The organism is Geobacter benzoatilyticus, from assembly GCF_017338855.1.
In the GTDB taxonomy this organism is placed as follows: Bacteria; Desulfobacterota; Desulfuromonadia; order Geobacterales; family Geobacteraceae; genus Geobacter; species Geobacter benzoatilyticus.
Map to the genome: position 1 here is coordinate 1,872,958 of NZ_CP071382.1, position 19,271 is coordinate 1,892,228.

Annotated in this window: 31 protein-coding genes and 1 pseudogene; 27 read left to right on the forward strand and 5 right to left on the reverse strand. The window is 51.2% G+C overall.

Features of this window, described 5'->3' with window-relative positions; translation table 11 throughout:
• Positions 1-26: 26 nt before the first annotated feature.
• The 26 genes and pseudogenes from rplB to rplQ all read left to right on the forward strand — a co-directional run bounded on the left by rplB (position 27) and on the right by rplQ (position 13,065).
• Positions 27-851: a 50S ribosomal protein L2 gene (gene rplB, locus JZM60_RS08775; RefSeq protein ID WP_207161859.1), complete on the forward strand. Its 825-nt coding sequence runs from the start codon at positions 27-29 to the stop codon at positions 849-851.
• Between the two features lie 28 nt (positions 852-879).
• Positions 880-1,161 (forward strand): 30S ribosomal protein S19, encoded by a 282-nt coding sequence (rpsS, locus tag JZM60_RS08780; RefSeq protein WP_207161860.1) that lies wholly within the window; start codon positions 880-882, stop codon positions 1,159-1,161.
• Between the two features lie 21 nt (positions 1,162-1,182).
• Complete coding sequence (gene rplV / locus JZM60_RS08785; RefSeq protein WP_207161861.1) at positions 1,183-1,515, forward strand: 50S ribosomal protein L22; 333 nt, start codon at positions 1,183-1,185, stop codon at positions 1,513-1,515.
• 19 nt (positions 1,516-1,534) lie between these two features.
• The gene (gene rpsC / locus JZM60_RS08790) at positions 1,535-2,170 is read left to right on the forward strand and encodes a 30S ribosomal protein S3 (protein WP_207161862.1); all 636 of its coding nucleotides are present in this window, start codon (positions 1,535-1,537) and stop codon (positions 2,168-2,170) included.
• A gap of 18 nt (positions 2,171-2,188) precedes the next feature.
• Positions 2,189-2,611, forward strand: coding sequence for a 50S ribosomal protein L16 (gene rplP, locus JZM60_RS08795; RefSeq protein WP_207161863.1), 423 nt, complete (start codon positions 2,189-2,191; stop codon positions 2,609-2,611).
• Positions 2,601-2,789 (forward strand): 50S ribosomal protein L29, encoded by a 189-nt coding sequence (rpmC, locus tag JZM60_RS08800; protein WP_207161864.1) that lies wholly within the window; start codon positions 2,601-2,603, stop codon positions 2,787-2,789. Before rplP ends, rpmC begins: the two co-directional genes overlap by 11 nt.
• Before the next feature lie 10 nt (positions 2,790-2,799).
• Entirely contained in the window at positions 2,800-3,057 is a 258-nt protein-coding gene (gene rpsQ, locus JZM60_RS08805) for a 30S ribosomal protein S17 (protein ID WP_207165547.1), read from the forward strand.
• A 13-nt stretch (positions 3,058-3,070) separates the two neighbouring features.
• Positions 3,071-3,439, forward strand: a complete 369-nt coding sequence (rplN, locus tag JZM60_RS08810; protein WP_207161865.1) for a 50S ribosomal protein L14 — start codon at positions 3,071-3,073, stop codon at positions 3,437-3,439.
• 21 nt (positions 3,440-3,460) lie between these two features.
• A complete protein-coding gene (gene rplX / locus JZM60_RS08815; protein ID WP_207161866.1) occupies positions 3,461-3,787 on the forward strand; it encodes a 50S ribosomal protein L24 in 327 nt (108 codons plus the stop codon).
• A 14-nt stretch (positions 3,788-3,801) separates the two neighbouring features.
• Entirely contained in the window at positions 3,802-4,341 is a 540-nt protein-coding gene (gene rplE / locus JZM60_RS08820) for a 50S ribosomal protein L5 (RefSeq protein ID WP_207161867.1), read from the forward strand.
• An 18-nt stretch (positions 4,342-4,359) separates the two neighbouring features.
• Complete coding sequence (locus JZM60_RS08825) at positions 4,360-4,545, forward strand: type Z 30S ribosomal protein S14 (protein ID WP_004514249.1); 186 nt, start codon at positions 4,360-4,362, stop codon at positions 4,543-4,545.
• Positions 4,546-4,580: 35 nt separating this feature from the next.
• The gene (gene rpsH, locus JZM60_RS08830) at positions 4,581-4,979 is read left to right on the forward strand and encodes a 30S ribosomal protein S8 (protein WP_207161868.1); all 399 of its coding nucleotides are present in this window, start codon (positions 4,581-4,583) and stop codon (positions 4,977-4,979) included.
• Positions 4,980-5,007: 28 nt separating this feature from the next.
• On the forward strand, positions 5,008-5,547 hold the full coding sequence (gene rplF, locus JZM60_RS08835) for a 50S ribosomal protein L6 (RefSeq protein ID WP_207161869.1): 540 nt from the start codon (positions 5,008-5,010) through the stop codon (positions 5,545-5,547).
• 20 nt (positions 5,548-5,567) lie between these two features.
• On the forward strand, positions 5,568-5,936 hold the full coding sequence (gene rplR, locus JZM60_RS08840; RefSeq protein WP_207161870.1) for a 50S ribosomal protein L18: 369 nt from the start codon (positions 5,568-5,570) through the stop codon (positions 5,934-5,936).
• 24 nt (positions 5,937-5,960) lie between these two features.
• Positions 5,961-6,449: a 30S ribosomal protein S5 gene (gene rpsE / locus JZM60_RS08845; protein WP_207161871.1), complete on the forward strand. Its 489-nt coding sequence runs from the start codon at positions 5,961-5,963 to the stop codon at positions 6,447-6,449.
• Between the two features lie 23 nt (positions 6,450-6,472).
• Positions 6,473-6,652: a 50S ribosomal protein L30 gene (rpmD, locus tag JZM60_RS08850; RefSeq protein ID WP_207161872.1), complete on the forward strand. Its 180-nt coding sequence runs from the start codon at positions 6,473-6,475 to the stop codon at positions 6,650-6,652.
• A 20-nt stretch (positions 6,653-6,672) separates the two neighbouring features.
• Complete coding sequence (gene rplO / locus JZM60_RS08855) at positions 6,673-7,119, forward strand: 50S ribosomal protein L15 (protein ID WP_207161873.1); 447 nt, start codon at positions 6,673-6,675, stop codon at positions 7,117-7,119.
• Positions 7,116-8,423: a preprotein translocase subunit SecY gene (gene secY, locus JZM60_RS08860; protein ID WP_207161874.1), complete on the forward strand. Its 1,308-nt coding sequence runs from the start codon at positions 7,116-7,118 to the stop codon at positions 8,421-8,423. Before rplO ends, secY begins: the two co-directional genes overlap by 4 nt.
• Before the next feature lie 20 nt (positions 8,424-8,443).
• Positions 8,444-9,091 carry an adenylate kinase gene (locus JZM60_RS08865; protein WP_207165548.1) on the forward strand — a complete coding sequence of 216 codons (648 nt, stop codon included), beginning with the start codon at positions 8,444-8,446 and terminating at the stop codon, positions 9,089-9,091.
• Positions 9,092-9,838, forward strand: coding sequence for a type I methionyl aminopeptidase (gene map, locus JZM60_RS08870; protein ID WP_207161875.1), 747 nt, complete (start codon positions 9,092-9,094; stop codon positions 9,836-9,838).
• Positions 9,839-9,867: 29 nt separating this feature from the next.
• The gene (gene rpmJ, locus JZM60_RS08875) at positions 9,868-9,981 is read left to right on the forward strand and encodes a 50S ribosomal protein L36 (protein WP_011365704.1); all 114 of its coding nucleotides are present in this window, start codon (positions 9,868-9,870) and stop codon (positions 9,979-9,981) included.
• Positions 9,982-10,005: 24 nt separating this feature from the next.
• Positions 10,006-10,374: a 30S ribosomal protein S13 gene (rpsM, locus tag JZM60_RS08880; protein WP_207161876.1), complete on the forward strand. Its 369-nt coding sequence runs from the start codon at positions 10,006-10,008 to the stop codon at positions 10,372-10,374.
• Positions 10,375-10,397: 23 nt separating this feature from the next.
• Complete coding sequence (gene rpsK, locus JZM60_RS08885; RefSeq protein WP_207161877.1) at positions 10,398-10,793, forward strand: 30S ribosomal protein S11; 396 nt, start codon at positions 10,398-10,400, stop codon at positions 10,791-10,793.
• 42 nt (positions 10,794-10,835) lie between these two features.
• The gene (gene rpsD / locus JZM60_RS08890) at positions 10,836-11,462 is read left to right on the forward strand and encodes a 30S ribosomal protein S4 (protein WP_207161884.1); all 627 of its coding nucleotides are present in this window, start codon (positions 10,836-10,838) and stop codon (positions 11,460-11,462) included.
• A 33-nt stretch (positions 11,463-11,495) separates the two neighbouring features.
• Entirely contained in the window at positions 11,496-12,518 is a 1,023-nt protein-coding gene (locus tag JZM60_RS08895; protein ID WP_207161892.1) for a DNA-directed RNA polymerase subunit alpha, read from the forward strand.
• A gap of 33 nt (positions 12,519-12,551) precedes the next feature.
• Positions 12,552-13,065: pseudogene (gene rplQ, locus JZM60_RS08900) on the forward strand (50S ribosomal protein L17).
• A gap of 247 nt (positions 13,066-13,312) precedes the next feature.
• Here the strand turns inward: rplQ and JZM60_RS08905 are convergent.
• Positions 13,313-14,455, reverse strand: a complete 1,143-nt coding sequence (locus tag JZM60_RS08905) for an IS256 family transposase (RefSeq protein ID WP_241426420.1) — start codon at positions 14,453-14,455, stop codon at positions 13,313-13,315.
• Between the two features lie 239 nt (positions 14,456-14,694).
• Here JZM60_RS08905 and JZM60_RS08910 point away from each other — a divergent pair, with 239 nt between their 5' ends.
• Positions 14,695-15,042 (forward strand): ferritin family protein, encoded by a 348-nt coding sequence (locus JZM60_RS08910; protein ID WP_207161896.1) that lies wholly within the window; start codon positions 14,695-14,697, stop codon positions 15,040-15,042.
• Positions 15,043-15,100: 58 nt separating this feature from the next.
• Here JZM60_RS08910 and JZM60_RS08915 read toward each other — a convergent pair whose 3' ends face one another.
• The 4 genes from JZM60_RS08915 to JZM60_RS08930 are packed head-to-tail and all read right to left on the reverse strand — an operon-like array spanning position 15,101 to position 19,263.
• Positions 15,101-16,231, reverse strand: a complete 1,131-nt coding sequence (locus JZM60_RS08915) for an ABC transporter permease (protein WP_207161897.1) — start codon at positions 16,229-16,231, stop codon at positions 15,101-15,103.
• A 4-nt stretch (positions 16,232-16,235) separates the two neighbouring features.
• Positions 16,236-17,369 (reverse strand): ABC transporter permease, encoded by a 1,134-nt coding sequence (locus JZM60_RS08920; RefSeq protein ID WP_207161898.1) that lies wholly within the window; start codon positions 17,367-17,369, stop codon positions 16,236-16,238.
• On the reverse strand, positions 17,366-18,340 hold the full coding sequence (locus tag JZM60_RS08925; protein ID WP_207161899.1) for an ABC transporter ATP-binding protein: 975 nt from the start codon (positions 18,338-18,340) through the stop codon (positions 17,366-17,368). The genes JZM60_RS08920 and JZM60_RS08925 overlap by 4 nt, the downstream gene beginning before the upstream one ends.
• Complete coding sequence (locus JZM60_RS08930; RefSeq protein ID WP_207161900.1) at positions 18,337-19,263, reverse strand: ABC transporter ATP-binding protein; 927 nt, start codon at positions 19,261-19,263, stop codon at positions 18,337-18,339. The genes JZM60_RS08925 and JZM60_RS08930 overlap by 4 nt, the downstream gene beginning before the upstream one ends.
• Positions 19,264-19,271: the final 8 nt, after the last annotated feature.

Below are 19,271 nucleotides of genomic sequence, written 5' to 3' on the forward strand. Positions count from 1 at the left end.
CACCTTGGCAGTGGAGTGAGCATACCATGGCTATAAAAACCTACAAACCTACATCAGCAGGCCGCAGACATCAAACCTGTTCCGCCTTTGAAGAGATTACTTCGTCGAGACCTGAAAAGTCGCTTCTGGTGTCACTGAAAAAGACCGGCGGACGGAACAGCTTTGGACGTATCACTTCCCGTCATATCGGCGGTGGCCACAAGAAAAAGTACCGGATCATTGATTTTCGTCGGGATAAGATAGATATTCCGGCTAAAGTTGCAAGCATTGAGTATGATCCCAATCGTAGTGCGCGGATAGCACTTCTCAATTATCTTGATGGTGAGAAGCGGTATATCCTTGCGCCTCTAAATCTTAAGGTCGGCGATGTGGTGCTTACGAGCGTCAATGCCGATATCAAACCGGGAAATTCGCTTCCTCTTCGTGCTATTCCTCTTGGTACTATTATTCATAATATCGAGTTAAAAATAGGAAAAGGTGGTCAGCTTGCGCGTAGTGCGGGAACTTTTGCTCAGCTTATGGCAAAGGAGGGCAAGTATGCGCAGGTAAAGCTGCCGTCCGGTGAAGTCCGGCTTGTTCTGCTTGACTGCAAGGCAACAGTTGGCCAGGTCGGCAATATTGACCATGAGAATGTAACCATTGGTAAAGCCGGTCGTACCCGTTGGCTTGGTCGCAGGCCCAAGGTCCGTGGTGTTGCCATGAACCCGGTGGACCATCCCCATGGTGGTGGTGAGGGTCGTACTTCCGGTGGTCGTCATCCCGTGACTCCGTGGGGTATACCTACCAAGGGTTATAAGACTCGCAAAAATAAAACGTCCTCGCGGTTCATTGTAAAGCCGCGTACTAAATAATTCCCAAATTGCTTAAAGGATAAAGACCATGGCACGTTCAATCAAAAAAGGGCCTTTTGTAGATGAGCACCTGGCAAAGAAGGTTGCAGCCGAGGGGGCCGGCTCGAAGAAAGTTCTCAAGACCTGGTCGCGTCGCTCGACGATCACTCCGGATTTCATTGGTTTGACTTTTGCCGTTCATAATGGGAAAAAATTTATTCCTGTTTTCGTGACTGAAAATATGGTTGGGCACAAACTTGGTGAATTTGCTCCGACAAGAACATTTCACGGGCATGCAGCGGACAAAAAAAGCAAGCTGAAGAAGAAGTAACCGGTAAAAGGAGCCTAGAGAATGGAAGCGCAAGCTAAATTGTCATTTGCCCGACTCTCGCCTAGAAAATCCAGACTTGTTGTGGATATGGTGCGAGGGAAAGCTATACAGGATGCTCTCACGATTCTTCGTTTTTCGCCGCAACCATCAGCAAAGCTGGTTGAAAAACTTCTCCAGTCAGCTGTGGCTAATGCGGAGCAAAAGGGAGTGTCGGACGTAGACCAACTGTTTGTTAAGACTATTTTTGTTGATGCTGGCCCTGTACTCAAGAGGTTTACTCCTCGTGCAATGGGGCGTGCCAGCAAGATCAGAAAGCCTACCAGCCACATAACAGTGGTTTTGGCTGATAAGTAACCGGAATGGAGGTGATGTCTTGGGCCAGAAAGTAAATCCAATCGGATTCAGGCTTGGAGTAATTAGAACGTGGGATTCCCGTTGGTATGCAGAGGCAGATTATGCAAAGCTGCTTCATGAGGATATCAAGCTTCGGAATTTTTTGAAAAAACGTCTTTTTAACTCCGGTGTGTCAAAAATTGAGATAGAGCGCGCTGCAAGCAAGGCTAAAATTAATATTTATACAGCACGTCCAGGGCTTATCATCGGCAAAAAAGGTGCCGAAGTTGAGACCCTGAAGAAAGAGCTTGCAAAGCTTACCGATAAGGAAGTCTACCTCAATATACAGGAAGTGCGTAAGCCTGAACTGGATGCACAACTGGTTTCCGAGAACGTTGCACTTCAGTTGGAGCGGCGTGTAGCTTTCCGTAGGGCCATGAAGAAGAGTGTAACATCAGCTCTTAAATTCGGCGCCAAAGGTATTAGGATAACGTGCTCCGGTCGCCTCGGTGGCGCCGAGATGTCGCGTACGGAATGGTACAGAGAGGGTCGGGTGCCCTTGCACACGCTCCGTGCAGATATAGACTACGGGTTTGCAGAAGCCAAGACCACCTATGGGATTATTGGAGTCAAGGTCCTGATCTTTAAAGGTGAAGTTCTCCCCGGTCAAAAATAGAAACAGGAGTTTTTCACAATGTTGATGCCCAAAAGAGTTAAGCATAGAAAGCAGATGAAGGGGCGCATGAAGGGTGATGCGCTTCGTGGGGCTGAGCTGTCCTATGGGGAATTTGGTCTTCAGGCTACTGAATGCGGTTGGGTAGATTCTCGGCAAATTGAAGCTGCCCGTATTGCGATGACCCGTTATATTAAAAGAGGCGGCAAAATCTGGATACGGATTTTCCCGGATAAGCCCCTAACGTCGAAACCGGCTGAAACCCGTATGGGTAAAGGTAAAGGTTCCCCTGATTCGTGGGTATGCGTAGTAAAACCAGGCAGGGTGCTTTACGAAATGGAGGGCGTCAGCGAGGAAATTGCACGTGAGGCGTTCCGCCTTGCTGCGCACAAACTTCCTGTCGGTACGAAATTTATTTCCAGGAAGGAAGGTTATGAAAGCTAGTGACCTTAAGAATATGTCGGTTGATGATCTGGCGGTGAAGAGTTCGGAACTAACTCAAGAGTTGTTTAATTTGAGGTTCCAACTTCATACAGGAAGACTCGAGAATACAGCGAAGATTTCTGCTATCAAGAAAGATATCGCCAGGGTCAATACTGTCCTCAATGAGAGAAGGGGCTAGAGAGGAAGCTATGAGTCAGCGCGGGAACAGAAAGACCCAGGTTGGGGTTGTTGTAAGTGACAAAATGGACAAGACTGTCGTTGTGCGTGTTTCCCATCTTGTGAAACATCCAGTGTACAACAAGTACATTAAACGCAGTGTTAAGTATAAAGCACATGATGAAGCAAACAGCTGCAAGTCCGGCGACAGGGTGTTGATTGTTGAAACACGCCCCCTGAGCAAGGACAAGCGCTGGAGAGTTCGTCAGATAATCGATAGATTCGAGTAACCGGGAGTTAGCCATGATTCAGATGCAGACTATTTTGGATGTTGCGGATAATTCCGGAGCGAGAAAGCTGTTTTGTATAAAGGTGCTTGGCGGCTCCAAGAGAAAATATGCAGGTATTGGTGACATCATCGTTGCCTCGGTAAGAGAGGCTATTCCTAATTCAAAGGTTAAAAAAGGTGATGTCGTCAAGGCTGTAATTGTCAGAACCGCTAAAGAAATTGGCAGAATCGACGGTTCGTATATACGTTTTGACGATAATTCTGCGGTTGTAATCAATAATCAGCGTGAACCTGTCGGCACACGGATATTTGGTCCGGTTGCAAGAGAACTGCGGGCGCGCAAATTTATGAAAATTGTTTCGCTTGCACCTGAGGTTCTGTAAAACATTTCGAGGAGATATTCCATGCTCGACAAGAAGTTTCACGTTAAAAAAGGCGATACAGTCTCGGTTATCGCCGGTAAAGATAAAAGTAAAACAGGTAAAGTGCTTCGTATTCTTCCGAAAAAGGACGGCGTGCTTGTTGAAGGGCTAAATATGGTCAAACGCCACATGAAAGCCCGTGGGAACGAGCCGGGTGGTATTGTGGAGAAGGAAAGCCCACTGCATATTTCAAACGTGTTGTTGTTCTGCGAGAAGTGCAATAAGCCGGTACGCTCCAAAATGAATGTACTTGAGGATGGCAAAAAAGTTCGTGTTTGCGTCAAATGCGGCGACTCGTTTGATAAATAGGAACGGAGGAACAGATGGCTAGGCTGAAAGAGCTTTACAATAACGAGATCGTCCCTCAGTTGACGAAGGACTTTGGATACTCGAACGTAATGCAGGTCCCCAAGATTGAGAAGGTAATTGTGAACATGGGGCTTGGAGAAGCAATTCAGAATGTTAAAATTCTGGATTCTGCCGTTGAAGAGCTTGCTACAATAACTGGTCAGAAGTCAGTTATCACAAAGGCAAAGAAGTCCATTGCAAGCTTCAAGCTTCGCCAGGGAATGCCCATTGGCTGCATGGTAACGTTGCGCCGTGAAAAAATGTATGAGTTTCTGGACCGCCTCATTAACGTTGCGCTTCCCCGTGTACGTGACTTTAAAGGTATTTCCGGCAAGGGATTTGATGGACGCGGCAATTATTCCCTTGGCATTAAAGAGCAACTTATATTCCCTGAGATCGATTATGATAAGATCGATAAGATCAAAGGGCTTAATATAACTATAGTGACATCAGCACAAAGTGACGAAGAAGGCAAGGCTCTGCTCAAGCAGCTTGGGATGCCTTTCAGGAACTAATATATTTGGAGGACTCAAGTGGCCAAGACATCGATGATCATAAAGGCACAACGGGGTAGCAAGTTCAAGGTTCGTGAGTATAATCGTTGCCCCCTATGCGGCAGACCCCGTGCCTATTATCGTAAATTCGATATGTGCAGGATTTGCCTCAGAAAGCTGGCTTCGACCGGACAGATTCCCGGTGTTATCAAGTCCAGCTGGTAACGCTGTAAACACGTAAAGAAAGAGGAGTACGCTCAATGTCGATGACTGACCCTATTGCCGATATGCTCACGAGAATTCGTAATGCCAGTATGGCGAAGCTCCAAAAGGTTGATATTCCATCATCCAACCTCAAGGTGAGCTTGGCGAATGTTCTCAAGGCTGAAGGTTTTGTTAAGAATTACAAGGTTATTGCTGATAACAAACAAGGTGTTTTGCGTGTTTACCTTCGTTATATTGATGAAAAAGAGCCTGTTATCAGAGAAATTAAAAGAGTGAGTAAGCCAGGTAGCAGGGTCTATGTTGGCTGTGATGACCTTCCGAGTGTAAAAAACGGTTTGGGAGTGGCAATACTGTCAACATCAAAAGGTATCCTTACCGATAAGGTAGCCCGCGAAGCTGGTATTGGCGGCGAAGTCATCTGTACGGTTTGGTAATAACTGAGAGTCAAGGAGCATACAGGCTATGTCCAGGATTGGCAAACGTCCTATTGAAATACCAAGTGGGGTAAAGATTCTCTTCAATAATCCCATGCTGAAGGTGGAAGGGCCAAAAGGCTCGCTTTCGCGTGAGATCATGAGTGAGATTACTCTTGAAATAGATGAGAAGAATATCAACGTTGTTCGGGCCGATGACGGGATCAAATCACGCTCTGCCCATGGCCTGACCAGGACGCTTATCAATAATATGGTGGTGGGCGTTACCAAGGGTTTTGAGAAAATTCTCGAAATCAATGGTGTTGGTTACAGGGCTGAAGCAAAGGGTGATGTTCTAAACCTGAGTCTCGGGTATTCTCATCCCATTAATTATCAGCTGCCCCAAGGCATCACGGTCGAGGTTGACAAGATGACCAAGGTGTTTGTTAGGGGCATTGACAAGGAACTTGTTGGTCAAACTGCGGCAAAGATTCGGTCTTTCCGTGGCCCTGAGCCCTACAAAGGCAAAGGCGTTAAGTATGCCGACGAGAGAATTCTGCGGAAGGCCGGAAAAACCGGTAAAAAATAGCTCTATTAAGGAGATGTAACGTGAGTCCTCTCGCTCAAAAGAAAGTGGCTCACCTTAAGCGTAAGACGCGGGTGAGGAAAAAAATCCGGGGTACCACAGAACGGCCGCGATTGAACGTATTCAAAAGTGCCCGTCATATCTATGCACAGATTATCGATGATGCAACTGGAGTAACGCTTGCATCAGCTTCAACAGTTCAGGATGACGCTGGCGATACTCTCAAGTACACTGGAAACATTGAAGCCGCTAAATATGTTGGTGCTGAGATCGCAAAGAAAGCGATTGAAAAAAACATATCATCCGTCGTATTCGACCGTAACGGCTTTTTGTATCATGGAAGGGTAAAAGCTCTTGCTGATTCGGCTCGTGAGAACGGTCTTTCCTTCTAGGAGGAACGACAAGGAGGCATGAACTTGCAGAAGATTAATCACAATGAACTGAACCTTACTGATAAAGTCGTTCATATCAGCAGAGTTGCAAAGGTCGTTAAAGGCGGTAGACGCTTTAGCTTCTCCGCGCTTGTCGTGGTGGGTGACGGAAATGGCTATGTTGGCTACGGTTTGGGCAAGGCCAACGAGGTTCCGGAAGCGATACGCAAAGGGGTGGAACAAGCCAAAAAGAATCTGATCAGGGTTCCCATCTCGAATGGTCAGACAATACCCTATGAGGTGCTGGGCCATTTCGGTGCAGGCCGGGTGCTTATCAAACCTGCTTCAGCTGGTACCGGTGTTATCGCAGGCGGCGCCGCAAGAGCAGTGTTTGAGTCGGCTGGACTGCATAACGTACTCTCCAAATGCCTTGGGTCCAATAATCCGCACAATGTTGTCAAGGCAGCGTTTGATGGTCTAAAGCAGCTTAGAAGTCCCGAAGAGATCATGGCGCGGCGTGGGATGGCGGAGTAGTACACTTTTACTGGAGGAAACGTATGTCTGCCGAACTCAAAATCACACTGATCAGAAGCCAGATTGGTGTTAAGACATCCCAAAGGGCAGTGCTTAACGGGATGGGTTTGACCAAGCTCAATAAGACGGTTGTTTTGAAGAATACGCCTGAGATCGTTGGTATGATTGCCAAGGTGTCCCATATGGTTAAGGTTGAAGAGTAATCTACTCAGAGGTGTCTGTGATGGAACTGAATAATCTCAAGCCGGCGATCGGTGCGACTAAAAATAGAAAAAGAATTGGCCGGGGTATTGGCTCTGGTCATGGTAAAACTTCAACAAAAGGCCATAAAGGGCAAAAAGCCCGCAGTGGCGGGAGCATAAAGGCAGGTTTTGAAGGCGGTCAGATGCCGATGCAGCGTCGCCTTCCGAAACGTGGATTTACTCCGCTTGCACGTAAGGAATATGCCATTGTTAACCTTGGCCAACTTGATTCTTTCGAGAATGGCTGTGTGGTCGATGCAGATGCCATGATTAGCGCTGGTTTGATTTCGGGGCTTAAGGACGGTATTAAAGTGCTTGCTGATGGTGATATTACTAAAGCACTTACGATTAAGGCTCATAAATTCAGCGCAGCCGCAAAAGAGAAAATTGAGGCAGCCGGTGGTAAGGCCGAGGAGATCACGCTTTGATCGAGGCGTTTCAAAACATCTTCAGAATACCAGAACTTAAGAAGCGAGTGTTATTTTCCCTGGGAATGCTGGCAGTCTATCGAATAGGCTGTCATATCCCAACTCCAGGAATTGACAGCACCGCACTTGCTCACTTTTTCGCTCAAGCCCGTGGTACACTCCTCGGGCTTTTCGACATGTTTTCTGGCGGTGCTTTGGAAAAACTTACTGTATTTGCTCTCGGCATTATGCCGTACATTTCTTCATCCATTATATTCCAGCTCCTAACGGTTGTAGTGCCTGCCATTGAAAAACTTTCAAAGGAAGGCGAGTCAGGCCGTAAGAAAATTGTTCAGTATACGCGGTACGGTACGATTGTGCTGAGTGTGGTTCAGGCCCTTGGTATCAGCATCGGTTTGGAAAGTATGCGCGGTCCAGCTGGGGAACTTGTAGTGCCGAGTCCTGGCTGGGGCTTCCGGATAATGACGGTAATAACTCTCACTGCTGGCACTGCATTTATTATGTGGCTTGGTGAGCAGATGTCGGAAAAGGGAATCGGTAACGGCATCTCGTTGATTATATTTGCGGGTATTGTCGCAAGAATTCCCGTCGCCTTGGGTAACTCGTTGCGCTTGCTTAAAACAGGGCAGATTTCTCTTTTTGTAATTTTATTTATCCTTATTTTCATGTTTGCAGTAATTGCTGCAATTGTTTTTGTTGAGCGCGGGCAACGCCGGTTACCCATCCATTACGCTAAGCGCGTGGTGGGCCTGAAGACATATGGCGGACAGACTTCGCATTTACCTCTCAAAGTAAATATGGCCGGAGTTATACCGCCAATTTTCGCATCTTCAATAATAATGTTCCCCGCGACGATTGCGAACTTCATCAACGTCCCGTGGGTGCAAAATGCAGCAAAGAGCCTGACGCCGGGCAACTTGGCGTATGATGTATTTTATGTTGCATTTATCGTGTTCTTCTGCTATTTCTACACGGCTGTTTCTTTTAACCCTGTAGATGTTGCGGAAAATGTAAAAAAGCATGGTGGGTATATTCCGGGTATTCGTCCCGGTAAAGAGACGTCGGATTATTTGGATCGTGTCCTGACAAAGTTAACCTTTGCGGGAGCAATCTATATATCTGTTGTTTGTGTCCTTCCGTCTATCCTTATAGGAAAGTTTAACCTGCCCTTCTATTTTGGGGGTACTGCCCTTCTGATAGCTGTGGGGGTGGGGATGGATACTGCGGCACAGATTGAATCCCATCTGATAACCCGAAGTTATGAAGGGTTTATGAAGGGTGTTCGGGTCAGAGGGAGAAAGTAATGTCTGGTGCTGACAAGGCTCTGAATCTTATCTTTCTTGGTCCTCCCGGGGCGGGAAAGGGGACGCAGGCTGTTTTTGTTACCAAGGAATATGGGATTCCTCAAATTTCAACGGGCGATATTCTGCGCTCTGCGGTGGCAAATCAGACTCCCATGGGTGTGAAGGCCAAGCGTTACATGGATGACGGTCTGCTTGTCCCGGATGATGTTGTTGTTGGTATTGTTGAAGAGCGTCTTGCATCCAGTGATTGTGATGGTGGTTTTATTCTGGACGGCTTTCCTCGTACCGTGGCCCAGGCTGATGCTTTGGGGGCTATGCTGCATGGGGCGGGGCGGGCAATCGCACATGTTATATCTTTTGAGGTCGATCATTCCGTGCTCCTGGGCCGACTTACCGGTAGGCGCATGTGCAGGTCGTGCGGACGTGGCTTTCATGTGCTTTTTGATCGTCCGTCTGTAGAAGGGCGTTGTGATGCTTGCGGTGGCGAGCTTTTCCAGCGTGACGATGATAAGGAAGAAACCATTCGTCGTAGACTTGATGTGTATGATGAGCAAACGTCTCCCTTGAAGTCCTATTATGCTGACAAAGGATTGTTGAGAAAGGTGGACGCACTTGGAACCATTGAGTCTGTGCAGTCGGCTATTCAATGTATCCTGGTGGGCAGGTAGGTGATTGTACTTAAATCACCTCAAGAGATTGAAAAGATGCGGTCCGCCGGTAAAATTGTGGCGGAGATTCTGGATATACTGAGGTCGGAAGTAAAGGTGGGAGTAACTACTCGCCATCTTAATGACCTGGCAGAGAAAGAAGCTCGCAAGCGCAAGTCAGTTCCCGCTTTTAAGGGGTATGGAGGTTTTCCGTTTGCGCTATGCTGTTCAGTTAATGAGCAGGTCGTACATGGGATGCCCAGTGATCGAAGCTTAGTCGAGGGGGACATTGTCAGCCTCGATTTCGGTGTTGTGCTTGCCGGGTATTACAGTGATGCAGCTATTACGGTTCCGGTTTCTAGAATCGATTCTCGCACTGAGCAACTAGTAAAAGTGACGGAAGATTCACTTTACGCTGCAATAGATGTTGCGACTCCTGGAAACAGGTTGTCTGATATTTCTCACGCAGTACAAAAATATGTGGAGCATCGCGGTTTTTCGGTTGTGAGAGATTTTGTCGGTCATGGTATAGGCAAAAAACTCCACGAGAGCCCGCAGGTGCCCAATTTCGGTGAGCCGGGACGAGGTGTAAAGTTAAAGCCCGGAATGGTTCTGGCCATTGAGCCGATGATTAATGAAAAGGGTTTTGAAGTAAAAGTCCTTAGTGATGGGTGGACAGCTGTTACCTGTGATGGTGGTATGTCAGCGCATTTTGAACATACTGTTGCCATCACTGAGCATGGTCCTGAAATACTTACCAAGCTTTAGCTGCATACGAAGCATTGAAAGGATAAGGCATGAAAGTACGGGCATCTGTTAAGAAAATTTGTGACAAATGCAAAATAATCAAGCGCAAGGGAATCGTTCGTGTTATTTGCGAAACTCCCAAGCATACTCAGAGACAAGGTTAAGAGACTACAGAGGAGGACCGCGCATTGGCACGCATTGCAGGTATTGACCTACCAAGGAACAAGCGGATAGAGATTGCGCTCACGTATATTTACGGGATTGGCCGCACAACCGCGCAAAAAATTCTAGCTGAATCGGGAATCAATTCTGATACACGATCTGACAACCTGACAGAAGCTGAAGTCGCAAAAATCAGGGAGTACATTGATAAAAATGTCAAGGTTGAGGGTGACCTCCGTCGTGATATTTCCATGAATATTAAGCGGCTTATGGACCTTGGGTGCTATCGTGGCCTTCGTCATAGGAAGGGGCTTCCCGTTCGTGGCCAAAGGACTAAGACCAATGCGAGAACTCGCAAAGGTCCTGCCAGAACTGTTGCTGGTAAGAAGAAATAGACTAATAGGAGTCTGGAGGAATAATGGCTAGCCCAGCTAAGAAGGTCGTAAAAAAGAAGAAGGAAAAGAAAAATATACCCAATGGCGTTGCGCATATTCAGGCGACGTTCAATAATACAATTATCACGATTACTGATCCTGCCGGAAACGTTGTTGCGTGGTCTTCAGCCGGAGGCAAGGGCTTCAAGGGGTCGCGTAAAAGCACTCCGTTTGCTGCCCAGATTGCTGCTGAAGATTGTGCCCGCAAGGCACAGGATCATGGGATGCGTAGTGTCGAAGTTTATGTAAAAGGTCCGGGGTCTGGCCGGGAGTCTGCATTGCGTGCTCTTCAGGCAGCTGGCTTCCATGTGAACTTCATTCGTGACGTAACGCCGATTCCGCATAACGGCTGCCGTCCGCCGAAGCGCAGAAGAGTCTAAATATTCAGCACGTCGAGTACGTTTCAGTAAAGGAGGTCAGCGTTGGCTAGATATACAGGTCCTTCCTGCAGGCTTTGCAGGCGGGAGAATATTGAATTGTTTTTGAAGGGTGAGCGTTGCTACACTGATAAGTGTGCTATTAAACGTCGTAATTATCCTCCCGGTCAACATGGGCAGGGGCGGCCGAAGGTTTCCAACTACGGGATCCAGCTCCGTGAAAAGCAGAAGGTTCGCCGGATTTATGGCGTACTCGAGAAGCAGTTCAGGGGCTATTTTGAGGAAGCTGATCGCAAAAAAGGCGTGACTGGTGAGAACCTGTTGTCCCTTCTTGAGCGCCGTTTCGACAATGTTGTTTACCGCCTTGGTTTTGCTTCTTCACGCACGGAAGCTAGAATTCTGGTGCGTCATAATCATTTTACCCTAAATGGCAGGAAGGCTAATATCCCTTCTATCCAGCTCAAGGCTGGAGATGTTATTGAGTTGAAGGAAAAGAGCCGTAAGATTGCCTGCATCAGCGAGTCCCTTGATGCGGTCGTTCGCCGTGGTATCCCCCAGTGGCTTGAGCTTGACAAGGATAACTTCAAAGGTGTTGTGAAACTTCTTCCTTCTCGTGAGGATATTGCGATGCCGATTCAAGAGCAACTTATCGTCGAGCTTTACTCCAAGTAACAAGCGAACAGACCCGTAACAGGGAGGGCATGCATGTACAGAAACTGGCGCGACCTGATCAGCCCCAAAAAGCTTCAGGTTGAAAGTGAATCGCTTACCAATACATACGGAAAATTTTTTGCAGAACCCTTTGAGCGCGGTTTTGGCACGACTCTCGGAAACTCTTTGAGAAGAGTGCTTCTTTCGTCGCTTCAAGGTGCAGCTATTACTTCGGTTAAAATCAAAGGCGTTCTTCACGAGTTTTCTTCCATCCCTGGTGTTACAGAGGATGTTACGAATATTATTCTTAATCTGAAGGGCGTCAGCCTCAAGATGTATGGCAATGAGTCCCGGGTAGTGAGAATCATTCATAAGGGCGACGGGATCATCAAGGCCGGCGATATCGTATCTGATGCCAATGTCGAGATTCTGAACCCTGATCATCATATTGCCACTTGCTCCAAGGACGCCAATCTTGAGATGGAAATGGTGGTCAAGCTTGGAAAGGGTTATGTGCCGGCAGACCGTAACCGTGATGAAAAGGCGCCTGTTGGAACTATCCCGATTGATGCCATCTTCTCGCCCATAAAGAAAGTGAATTTCACCGTTACAAACGCTCGTGTTGGTCAGATGACCGACTATGACAAGCTTATACTTGAGCTTTGGACCAATGGAAGCATTGTTCCTGAGGACGCGGTAGCTTTTGCTGCAAAGATTCTGAAGGAACAACTCAGCATCTTCATCAACTTCGATGAGGAAGCAGAGCCTGCGGAAGAAGCTGAGACCGAAGAAGAGCGTGAGAAGATAAACGAGAATCTTTATCGTTCTGTGGATGAGCTCGAGTTATCCGTGCGTTCAGCTAATTGCCTCAAGAATGCCGGCATAAAAATGATTGGTGAGCTTGTGTCCCGTTCTGAGGCTGAGATGCTCAAGACGCAAAATTTCGGGCGTAAGTCACTGAATGAGATCAAGGACATTCTGGCAGACATGGGACTTACTCTCGGAATGAAGCTTGATGGCTTTCCTGACCCGGAAGTCATGCGCAGAATCCGCGGTGAGCGGAAAGACGAAGAATAATCGCAAGGTTTCCTGAAGAAAGGATTATAGGTCATGCGTCACAATAAGGCTGGAAGAAGATTTGGGAGAACCACGAGCCATCGTATTGCGATGTTCCGCAATATGGTGACCTCTTTTTTTGAGCATGAGCGGATTACCACCACAGATTCGAAGGCAAAAGAGCTTCGTTCGATTGCCGAGAAGATGATAACGTTGGGTAAACGGGGCGACCTGCATGCTTTGCGGCAGGCAGCATCCTACATCCGTGACAAGAAGGTTGTTACCAAGCTGTTCTCGACCATTGCACCGCGTTATTCTGAGCGTGATGGCGGGTACACGCGTATCGTCAAGCTTGGCATTCGTCCGGGCGATAATGCTCCTCTGTCAGTAATCGAACTGGTCGAAGAGCAGGTGACTAAGAGAGTAAAGAAAGCTAAACCTGCCAAGGTTGAGGCAACTCCGGCTGCAGCGCCTGTTGTTGAGCAGGCTGCCGTTGAAGATTGAAGAGGCCCCGGTACAGTCCGACGTTAAGGATGCGGCAGAAGAGTGTGAGGCTAAGGCAGACTAATCGCCTGTTGATAATCAAATGTCGAACGAGAAAGGCAAGGGATACCTTGCCTTTTTTTTGTGCTGTCTGGTAGGTCTGCAACATCACCTTTTTTATTTTTTCATGACGACGATTTAGTGTGCCCAGTTGCGTTGGCGTACCTTGAGAGTACACTATTATCGTCCAGCCGGATACATATGGGCGACAGCTTTGGTAGGTAGTGTAAAGAATTTTTCGCTTTTTTCTTTTTGGCAGTGCCTTCAAAAAGTTAGACAGCCTCAGCCCCTTCGAGTTGCTGGTTCAGTTCCTGTTCTCTGAGAAGATCGATATTGAGGTAGCGTTTCGTTCCCCACTGGGTTCCAGCAATGTGACGCAGTCTAGCGGCGCAGAGCATCAATGCCGAGTGCCCGTCGGGGAAAGCGCCAACAACTTTCGTCCGCCGTCGGATCTCTTTCATGATCCGTTCAAGGGCGTTATTGGTCCGGATGCGGATGCGATGCTCGCGGGGAAAGTCATAGTAAGACAAGGTTTCGGCAATCGATTCCTGAACCTTCTTGGCCGCTTCCTTGAGCTTCATCGCCTCCAGCTTGGCAAAGACAGCCTCGGCCTTTTCCAGGGCCGCCTTCTTGTCTTCCGACGCATGGATCGCCTTGAGCATGGCCGCTACTTCCGCCATCCGCTTTGCCGGCACCACGCTGAAGACATTGCGGTAGAAATGAACCGTGCAGCGCTGCCATTTGGTTTGCGGGTAGAACTCAGCCAGGGATTCCACAAGCCCCATGCAAGCGTCGGTGATGAACAGCCGCACGCCAGTGAGACCCCGCTCTTTGAGGTGGCGCAGGAAGCTCGACCAGCCGGCCTTGTCTTCCTTGGCCCCTTCGCAGACACCGAGGATTTTGCGATATCCTTGGTCATTGACGCCGATGGCTACTAGTACCGAGACATTGGTCACTTCGCCGCCCCAGGAGCGCTTAAGCACGATGCCGTCCAGATAGACGTAGGGGAACTCCCCTTTGATGGGACGGTTTCGCCACTCCTCGATCTTGGCGTAGACCTTCTTGTTAAGGTTGCTGATAGTGCCGGGACTGACCTTGGTTCCCCACAGGGTTTCGGTAATGTCTTCGATTCGTCTTACTGAAACACCGGCCAGGTACATCTCGATCAACGCTTCTTCCACCGAGGTTTCACGCCGACGGTAGCGCTCGATGATGGCCGTCTCAAAGGTCTGGCGCCGGAGCTTCGGCATGTTTAACGTCACTTCTCCGGCCTTAGTCTGGAGCTTACGCTGGTAATAGCCGGCTCGGGTATCGGCTCTGGCCTCATGACGCTGATACTTCTCGGCGTTACACAAACGGTCTGCCTCGGCATCGAGCATTCGGTTCAGGGTCTCTTCTACGGTACTGCGGACCATTTCTCCAAGGTGGTCGCGGACGGCAGTTTCATTCAGTTGGATGATTTGGGCCTTTGGGGTACAATGTTCTTCCACGGCAGCGTGCTCCTTTCGGGTCGAATTTTCGTTTGGCGACGCAATTCTAACCGATTCGAGGCACTGCCGTGCTTCATTTTAAAAAAGCGAAAAATATTTTACGTTATCCTTTGGTATGCCGTTCTCATAGGCAAGGACAAATTATCTCATTAAGGGAGGATACCATGCCTGACTTCGGAACGCCCTTTTCCGGCCTTGCCCATGGACGGAAGTTGTCTCCGGCCGAGTTGGTCAGAGCCATCCGTTTCATGGTGGCCGCTGAGTACGAGGCCATTCAGCTCTATATGCAGTTGGCCGAGTCGACGGATGATGAGCTAGCCAAGGCCGTGCTTACGGATATTGCCGACGAGGAGAGAGTTCACGCCGGAGAATTTCTTAAGCTCCTATCCCACTTGGCCCCCGATGAAGAGACGTTCTATGCCAAGGGGGCCGAAGAGGTAGAGGAAATGGCGGGAGAACTGAAAAAGACTGCCGCCGGGTCCAAAACCGGCAAGTCGAAAATGAAAGCCTGACAGTCTGAGTCCCTCTGTTCTAAAAGGGCGGCAGCGGCCGCCCTGCACCATTCATCCCCTACGACAGCGTCTTCCGGAAACGCTTCACGGCGAAAGCCAGAATTATGCCCCCCAGTATCAGCAGACCTGCCATCTGGGGCCATAGGACCTGCGCACCCACCCCTTTGAGAAATATCCCCCGAATGATGACCAGGTAGTAACGCAGCGGGTTCAGATATGTGAAGTACTGGACGATGGTGGGCATGTTTTCGATGGGGAAGGCGAAGCCGGAGAGTAGCATGGCCGGGAAGATGAAGAAGAAAGAGCTCATCATGGCCTGCTGCTGGGTTGTGCTGACGGTGGAGATGAAAAGCCCGAAGCCGAGGGCGCTCATGAGGAACAGGGCCGTGGCGCCGAAGAGGAGCAGAAGACTGCCGCGAATGGGGACCTCGAACCAAAAGACCGACACGGCAGTGATAACCGCCACATCGATGAAGCCGATGAGGACAAAGGGGATGGTCTTGCCCAGGATGAACTCACTCTTTGATATGGGGGTGACGATCATCTGCTCCATGGTGCCGATTTCTTTTTCGCGCACCACGGCCATGCTGGAGAGGAGCATGGTGATTACCAGCACGATGTTGGCGATCACCGCAGGAACGTAGTAGTTGCTGCTCTCCAGGTTTTCGTTGAACCAGGCACGGCTCTGGAGCTGGACGCCGGCTGTTGCCGGGGGGGTGCCCATGTGGCGGGCGAGTTGGCTGGCCTGCAGTTCTTCGCTGAATCCTGCGGCTATGCGTGAGGCGTAGTTCAGGACGATGCCGGCAGTGTTGGAGTCGGTGCCGTCGAGGATCATCTGGAGCGGAGCCGTGCGCCCGGCATCGAGGCTGGCGCCGAAGCCCCGGTTCATTCTGAGGATCACCTTCACACTGCCCCGGTCCATTAGTTCGCGCACCCAGGGCTCACTTCCGATCCGCTCAGTGATCAGGAAATAACCCGAGCGCTGGAAGCGGGCAACCAAATCACGGCTCTGCCTGGTGTTGTCCTGGTCGTATATGGCGGTTTTCACATTTCGCACGTCGGTATTCACCGCATAGCCGAAGATTACCGTCTGGACCGCCGGGATGATGAACAGGATGAAGCGCATCCGGGGGTCACGCAGCGCCTGGATTATTTCCTTCACCAGCATGCACTTGAGCCGCTCGAGCATCTCCTTATTCCACCTTCTTCCGGAACTTTTTCACGGAAATAACGACTACTGCCACACCGAAAATCGCCAGGAACACTGCTTCCTTGCCCAAGACCTCGAGTCCCACCCCCTTGAGGTAAATTCCCCGCAGTATCGTGACGAAATATGTGGCAGTTACGATGCGGCTTATGGCCTGAATGGGGGCCGGCATAGTATCGAGGGGGAAGATGAAGCCCGAGAGCAGGAACGCCGGGAGCATGGTGGTTACCATGGCTATCTGGGAAGCGAGGCGCTGGTTTTTGGTTATGATGCTGATGAGCAGCCCGAAGGCCAGGGCGCAGAGGAGGAAGATCAGCGACATGGCGAAGAGCAGCCCTAGGCTTCCCCGCAGCGGGATGTCGAAGATGAATTCACCCACCAGGACCGAAAGGATGAAGTCCAGGATTCCTATGGCGAAGTAGGGGATGAGCTTGCCGGCGATGAGTTCGGGCCCCCGTAGCGGCGTGGAGATAAGCTGCTCCATGGTGCCTGTTTCCCATTCCCTGGCAACGGTAAGAGAGGTTAGCAGCGCCGAGATCACCATCATGATGACTGCGATCAGCCCCGGAAAGATGTAATTGCGGGAAGCCATGTCGGTATTGAACCATACCCGCGGGCGCACATCCACTCTGCCGACGGTTGGGAGGGGTGACAGGCGCTTCGATTGCTCCACTGTTATCCGTTGTGACCAGGACTGGGTTACGGCCTCTGCATAACCGAGGGCAATGGTGGCGGTATTGGCGTCGCTGCCGTCCAGTATCGCCTGTATCGGGGCCGCAGCTCCGGTGCGGAGCTTTCGGGCGAAATCGGGGGGGATCACCAGGGCCATGAGGACATCTCGCCGGTCGATGGCCCGCTCGATTTCGCGGTAGGTAACAGCGTGCCCCGTCAGGGTGAAATAGCGGGACCCGCTGAAGCGGCTTATGAGATCGCGGCTTTCGGTGGTGCCGCTCTGATCCCAGACCATGAGGGGCACTCGGTCCACATCCAGGGTGAGCGCATAGCCGAAAAGGAAGAGGAGCAGCATCGGGATGGCGATCCCCATGCCGAGGCTCCGGGGGTCGCGGAGTATGTGAATGAATTCCTTGCGGGCCACGGCCGCCACTCGCTGGAGCTTCATCGGCTGAATTCCCCCTGGGGGGCGGTTCCACGGTCCCGCGCTTCGATGAGGGAGACAAAGACATCTTCCAGGGACGGGACGATCCGCTCAATGCCGTCCACGGTGAACCCGCCGGCGGAAAGGGCCTGCCCGATGGCTGGAATTGCCGCGTCGGCCCGGCCGGCCACCACGTGGAGCGACCGTCCGAAGAGTGCCGCATGTCCGATGCCGGGCAGGGCTTCGATTATTTCCATGGCATCCTGGGGACGGCTGCACCGCACCTCAACTATCTCCTCAGCCATGAAGCGGGTCTTGAGTTCCCCCGGAGTCCCAAGGGCGATGAGTTCTCCCCGGTAGATGAGGGCCAGCCGGTCGCAGTACTCGGCTTCGTCCATGTAGTGGGTGGTGACGAATACGGTGACCCCCCCGCCGGCCAGGTGATAGATCAAATCCCAGAAATTGCGGCGGCTCAGGGGATCCACCCCGGAAGTGGGCTCGTCCAGGAAGATGATGGGGGGCTCGTGGAGTACGGCACACCCCAGGGCCAGCCGCTGCTTCCAACCGCCGGAGAGGATGGCGGTCCGGGAGGAGCGGTGCTCGGTGAGCCCCGCCATCCTGATGACCCACTCCTTGCGCTCTTTCTTTTTCGCGTCGGGTATGCGGTAGATGCCGCTGTAGAAGTCGATGTTCTCCTCTACGGTCAGGTCCTCGTAGAGGGAGAACTTCTGGCTCATGTAGCCGATGTTCTTCTTGATTTCCTCCGGCTGGTCGACAATGTCGAAGCCAGCCACGGTGCCGCTGCCGGAGGTGGGCTGGAGGATGCCGCAGAGCATCCGGATGGTGGTGGATTTGCCGGCGCCGTTGGGCCCCAGGAAGCCGAAGATTTCCCCCCGCTTCACATCGAGGGATATGCGGTTTACGGCCGTGAAGTCGCCGAAGCGCTTTTCCAGATCGCGGAGGGTGACGGCCATGTCGGAGGCGGCAGTGGTCATGGGCCGGCCTCCTCCGTAAGCACCGACACCAATACATCCTCCAGGCTCGGTTCTATGGGGCGCAGGCTCTGGAGCGGCACTCCTTCGCCCCGCAGGATGGCTTCGATGGCGGTGCCGGTTTCCGTGGCATTGCGGGTCATCACGTGGAGCCGGTCTCCGAATATCCCCACCGATTCCCTCTCCAGCCGCTCCCGCAGGAGCTGCGCCGCCTGGCGGGGGGAAGGGGTGAGCACTTCGAGTATGGTCCCCCGCATGAGTCCCTTGAGGTTGTCGGGGGTGTCGCAGGCCAGGAGTTTCCCCCGGTGGATGAGTCCCACCCGGTTGCAGCGGTCCGCCTCATCCAGGTAGGCGGTGGCAACGAATACCGTTACCCCTTCCCGCAGAAGCTGGTAGAGGATGCGCCAGAAATCCCGGCGCGAGACCGGATCGACCCCGTTGGTGGGCTCGTCAAGAAAGAGGACCTTGGGGGTGTGGATGAGGGCGCAGGCAAGCCCCAGCTTCTGTTTCATGCCGCCGGAGAGGTTGCCTGCCAGCCGTTTCCCGAAGGGGGTGAGGTTGCTGAAGGCGAGGAGCCGGTTTATCTTCTCGTCGCGCCCCCGGCGGGGGAGCCCGTAGATGTCGGCATAAAAATGGAGATTCTCCATGACTGTAAGGTCCGGGTATAGCCCGAACCGCTGGCTCATGTAACCGATTTCTTCCTTGAGCCCTTCCGACTCCCGCACCGTGTGGCGCCCCATGACCCTGGCCGTCCCCTCTGTGGGGTCCATGATGCCCGTAAGCATCCGCATGGTGGTGGTCTTGCCGGCACCGTCGGAGCCCACGAGGCCGAAGAGCTCTCCGGCAGCGACGGAGAGGGTGAGCCGGTCCACGGCGGTAAGGTCGCCGAAGCGTTTGGTGAGATTGTCGGTCGAGATTGCGTCCATTGGCTGAG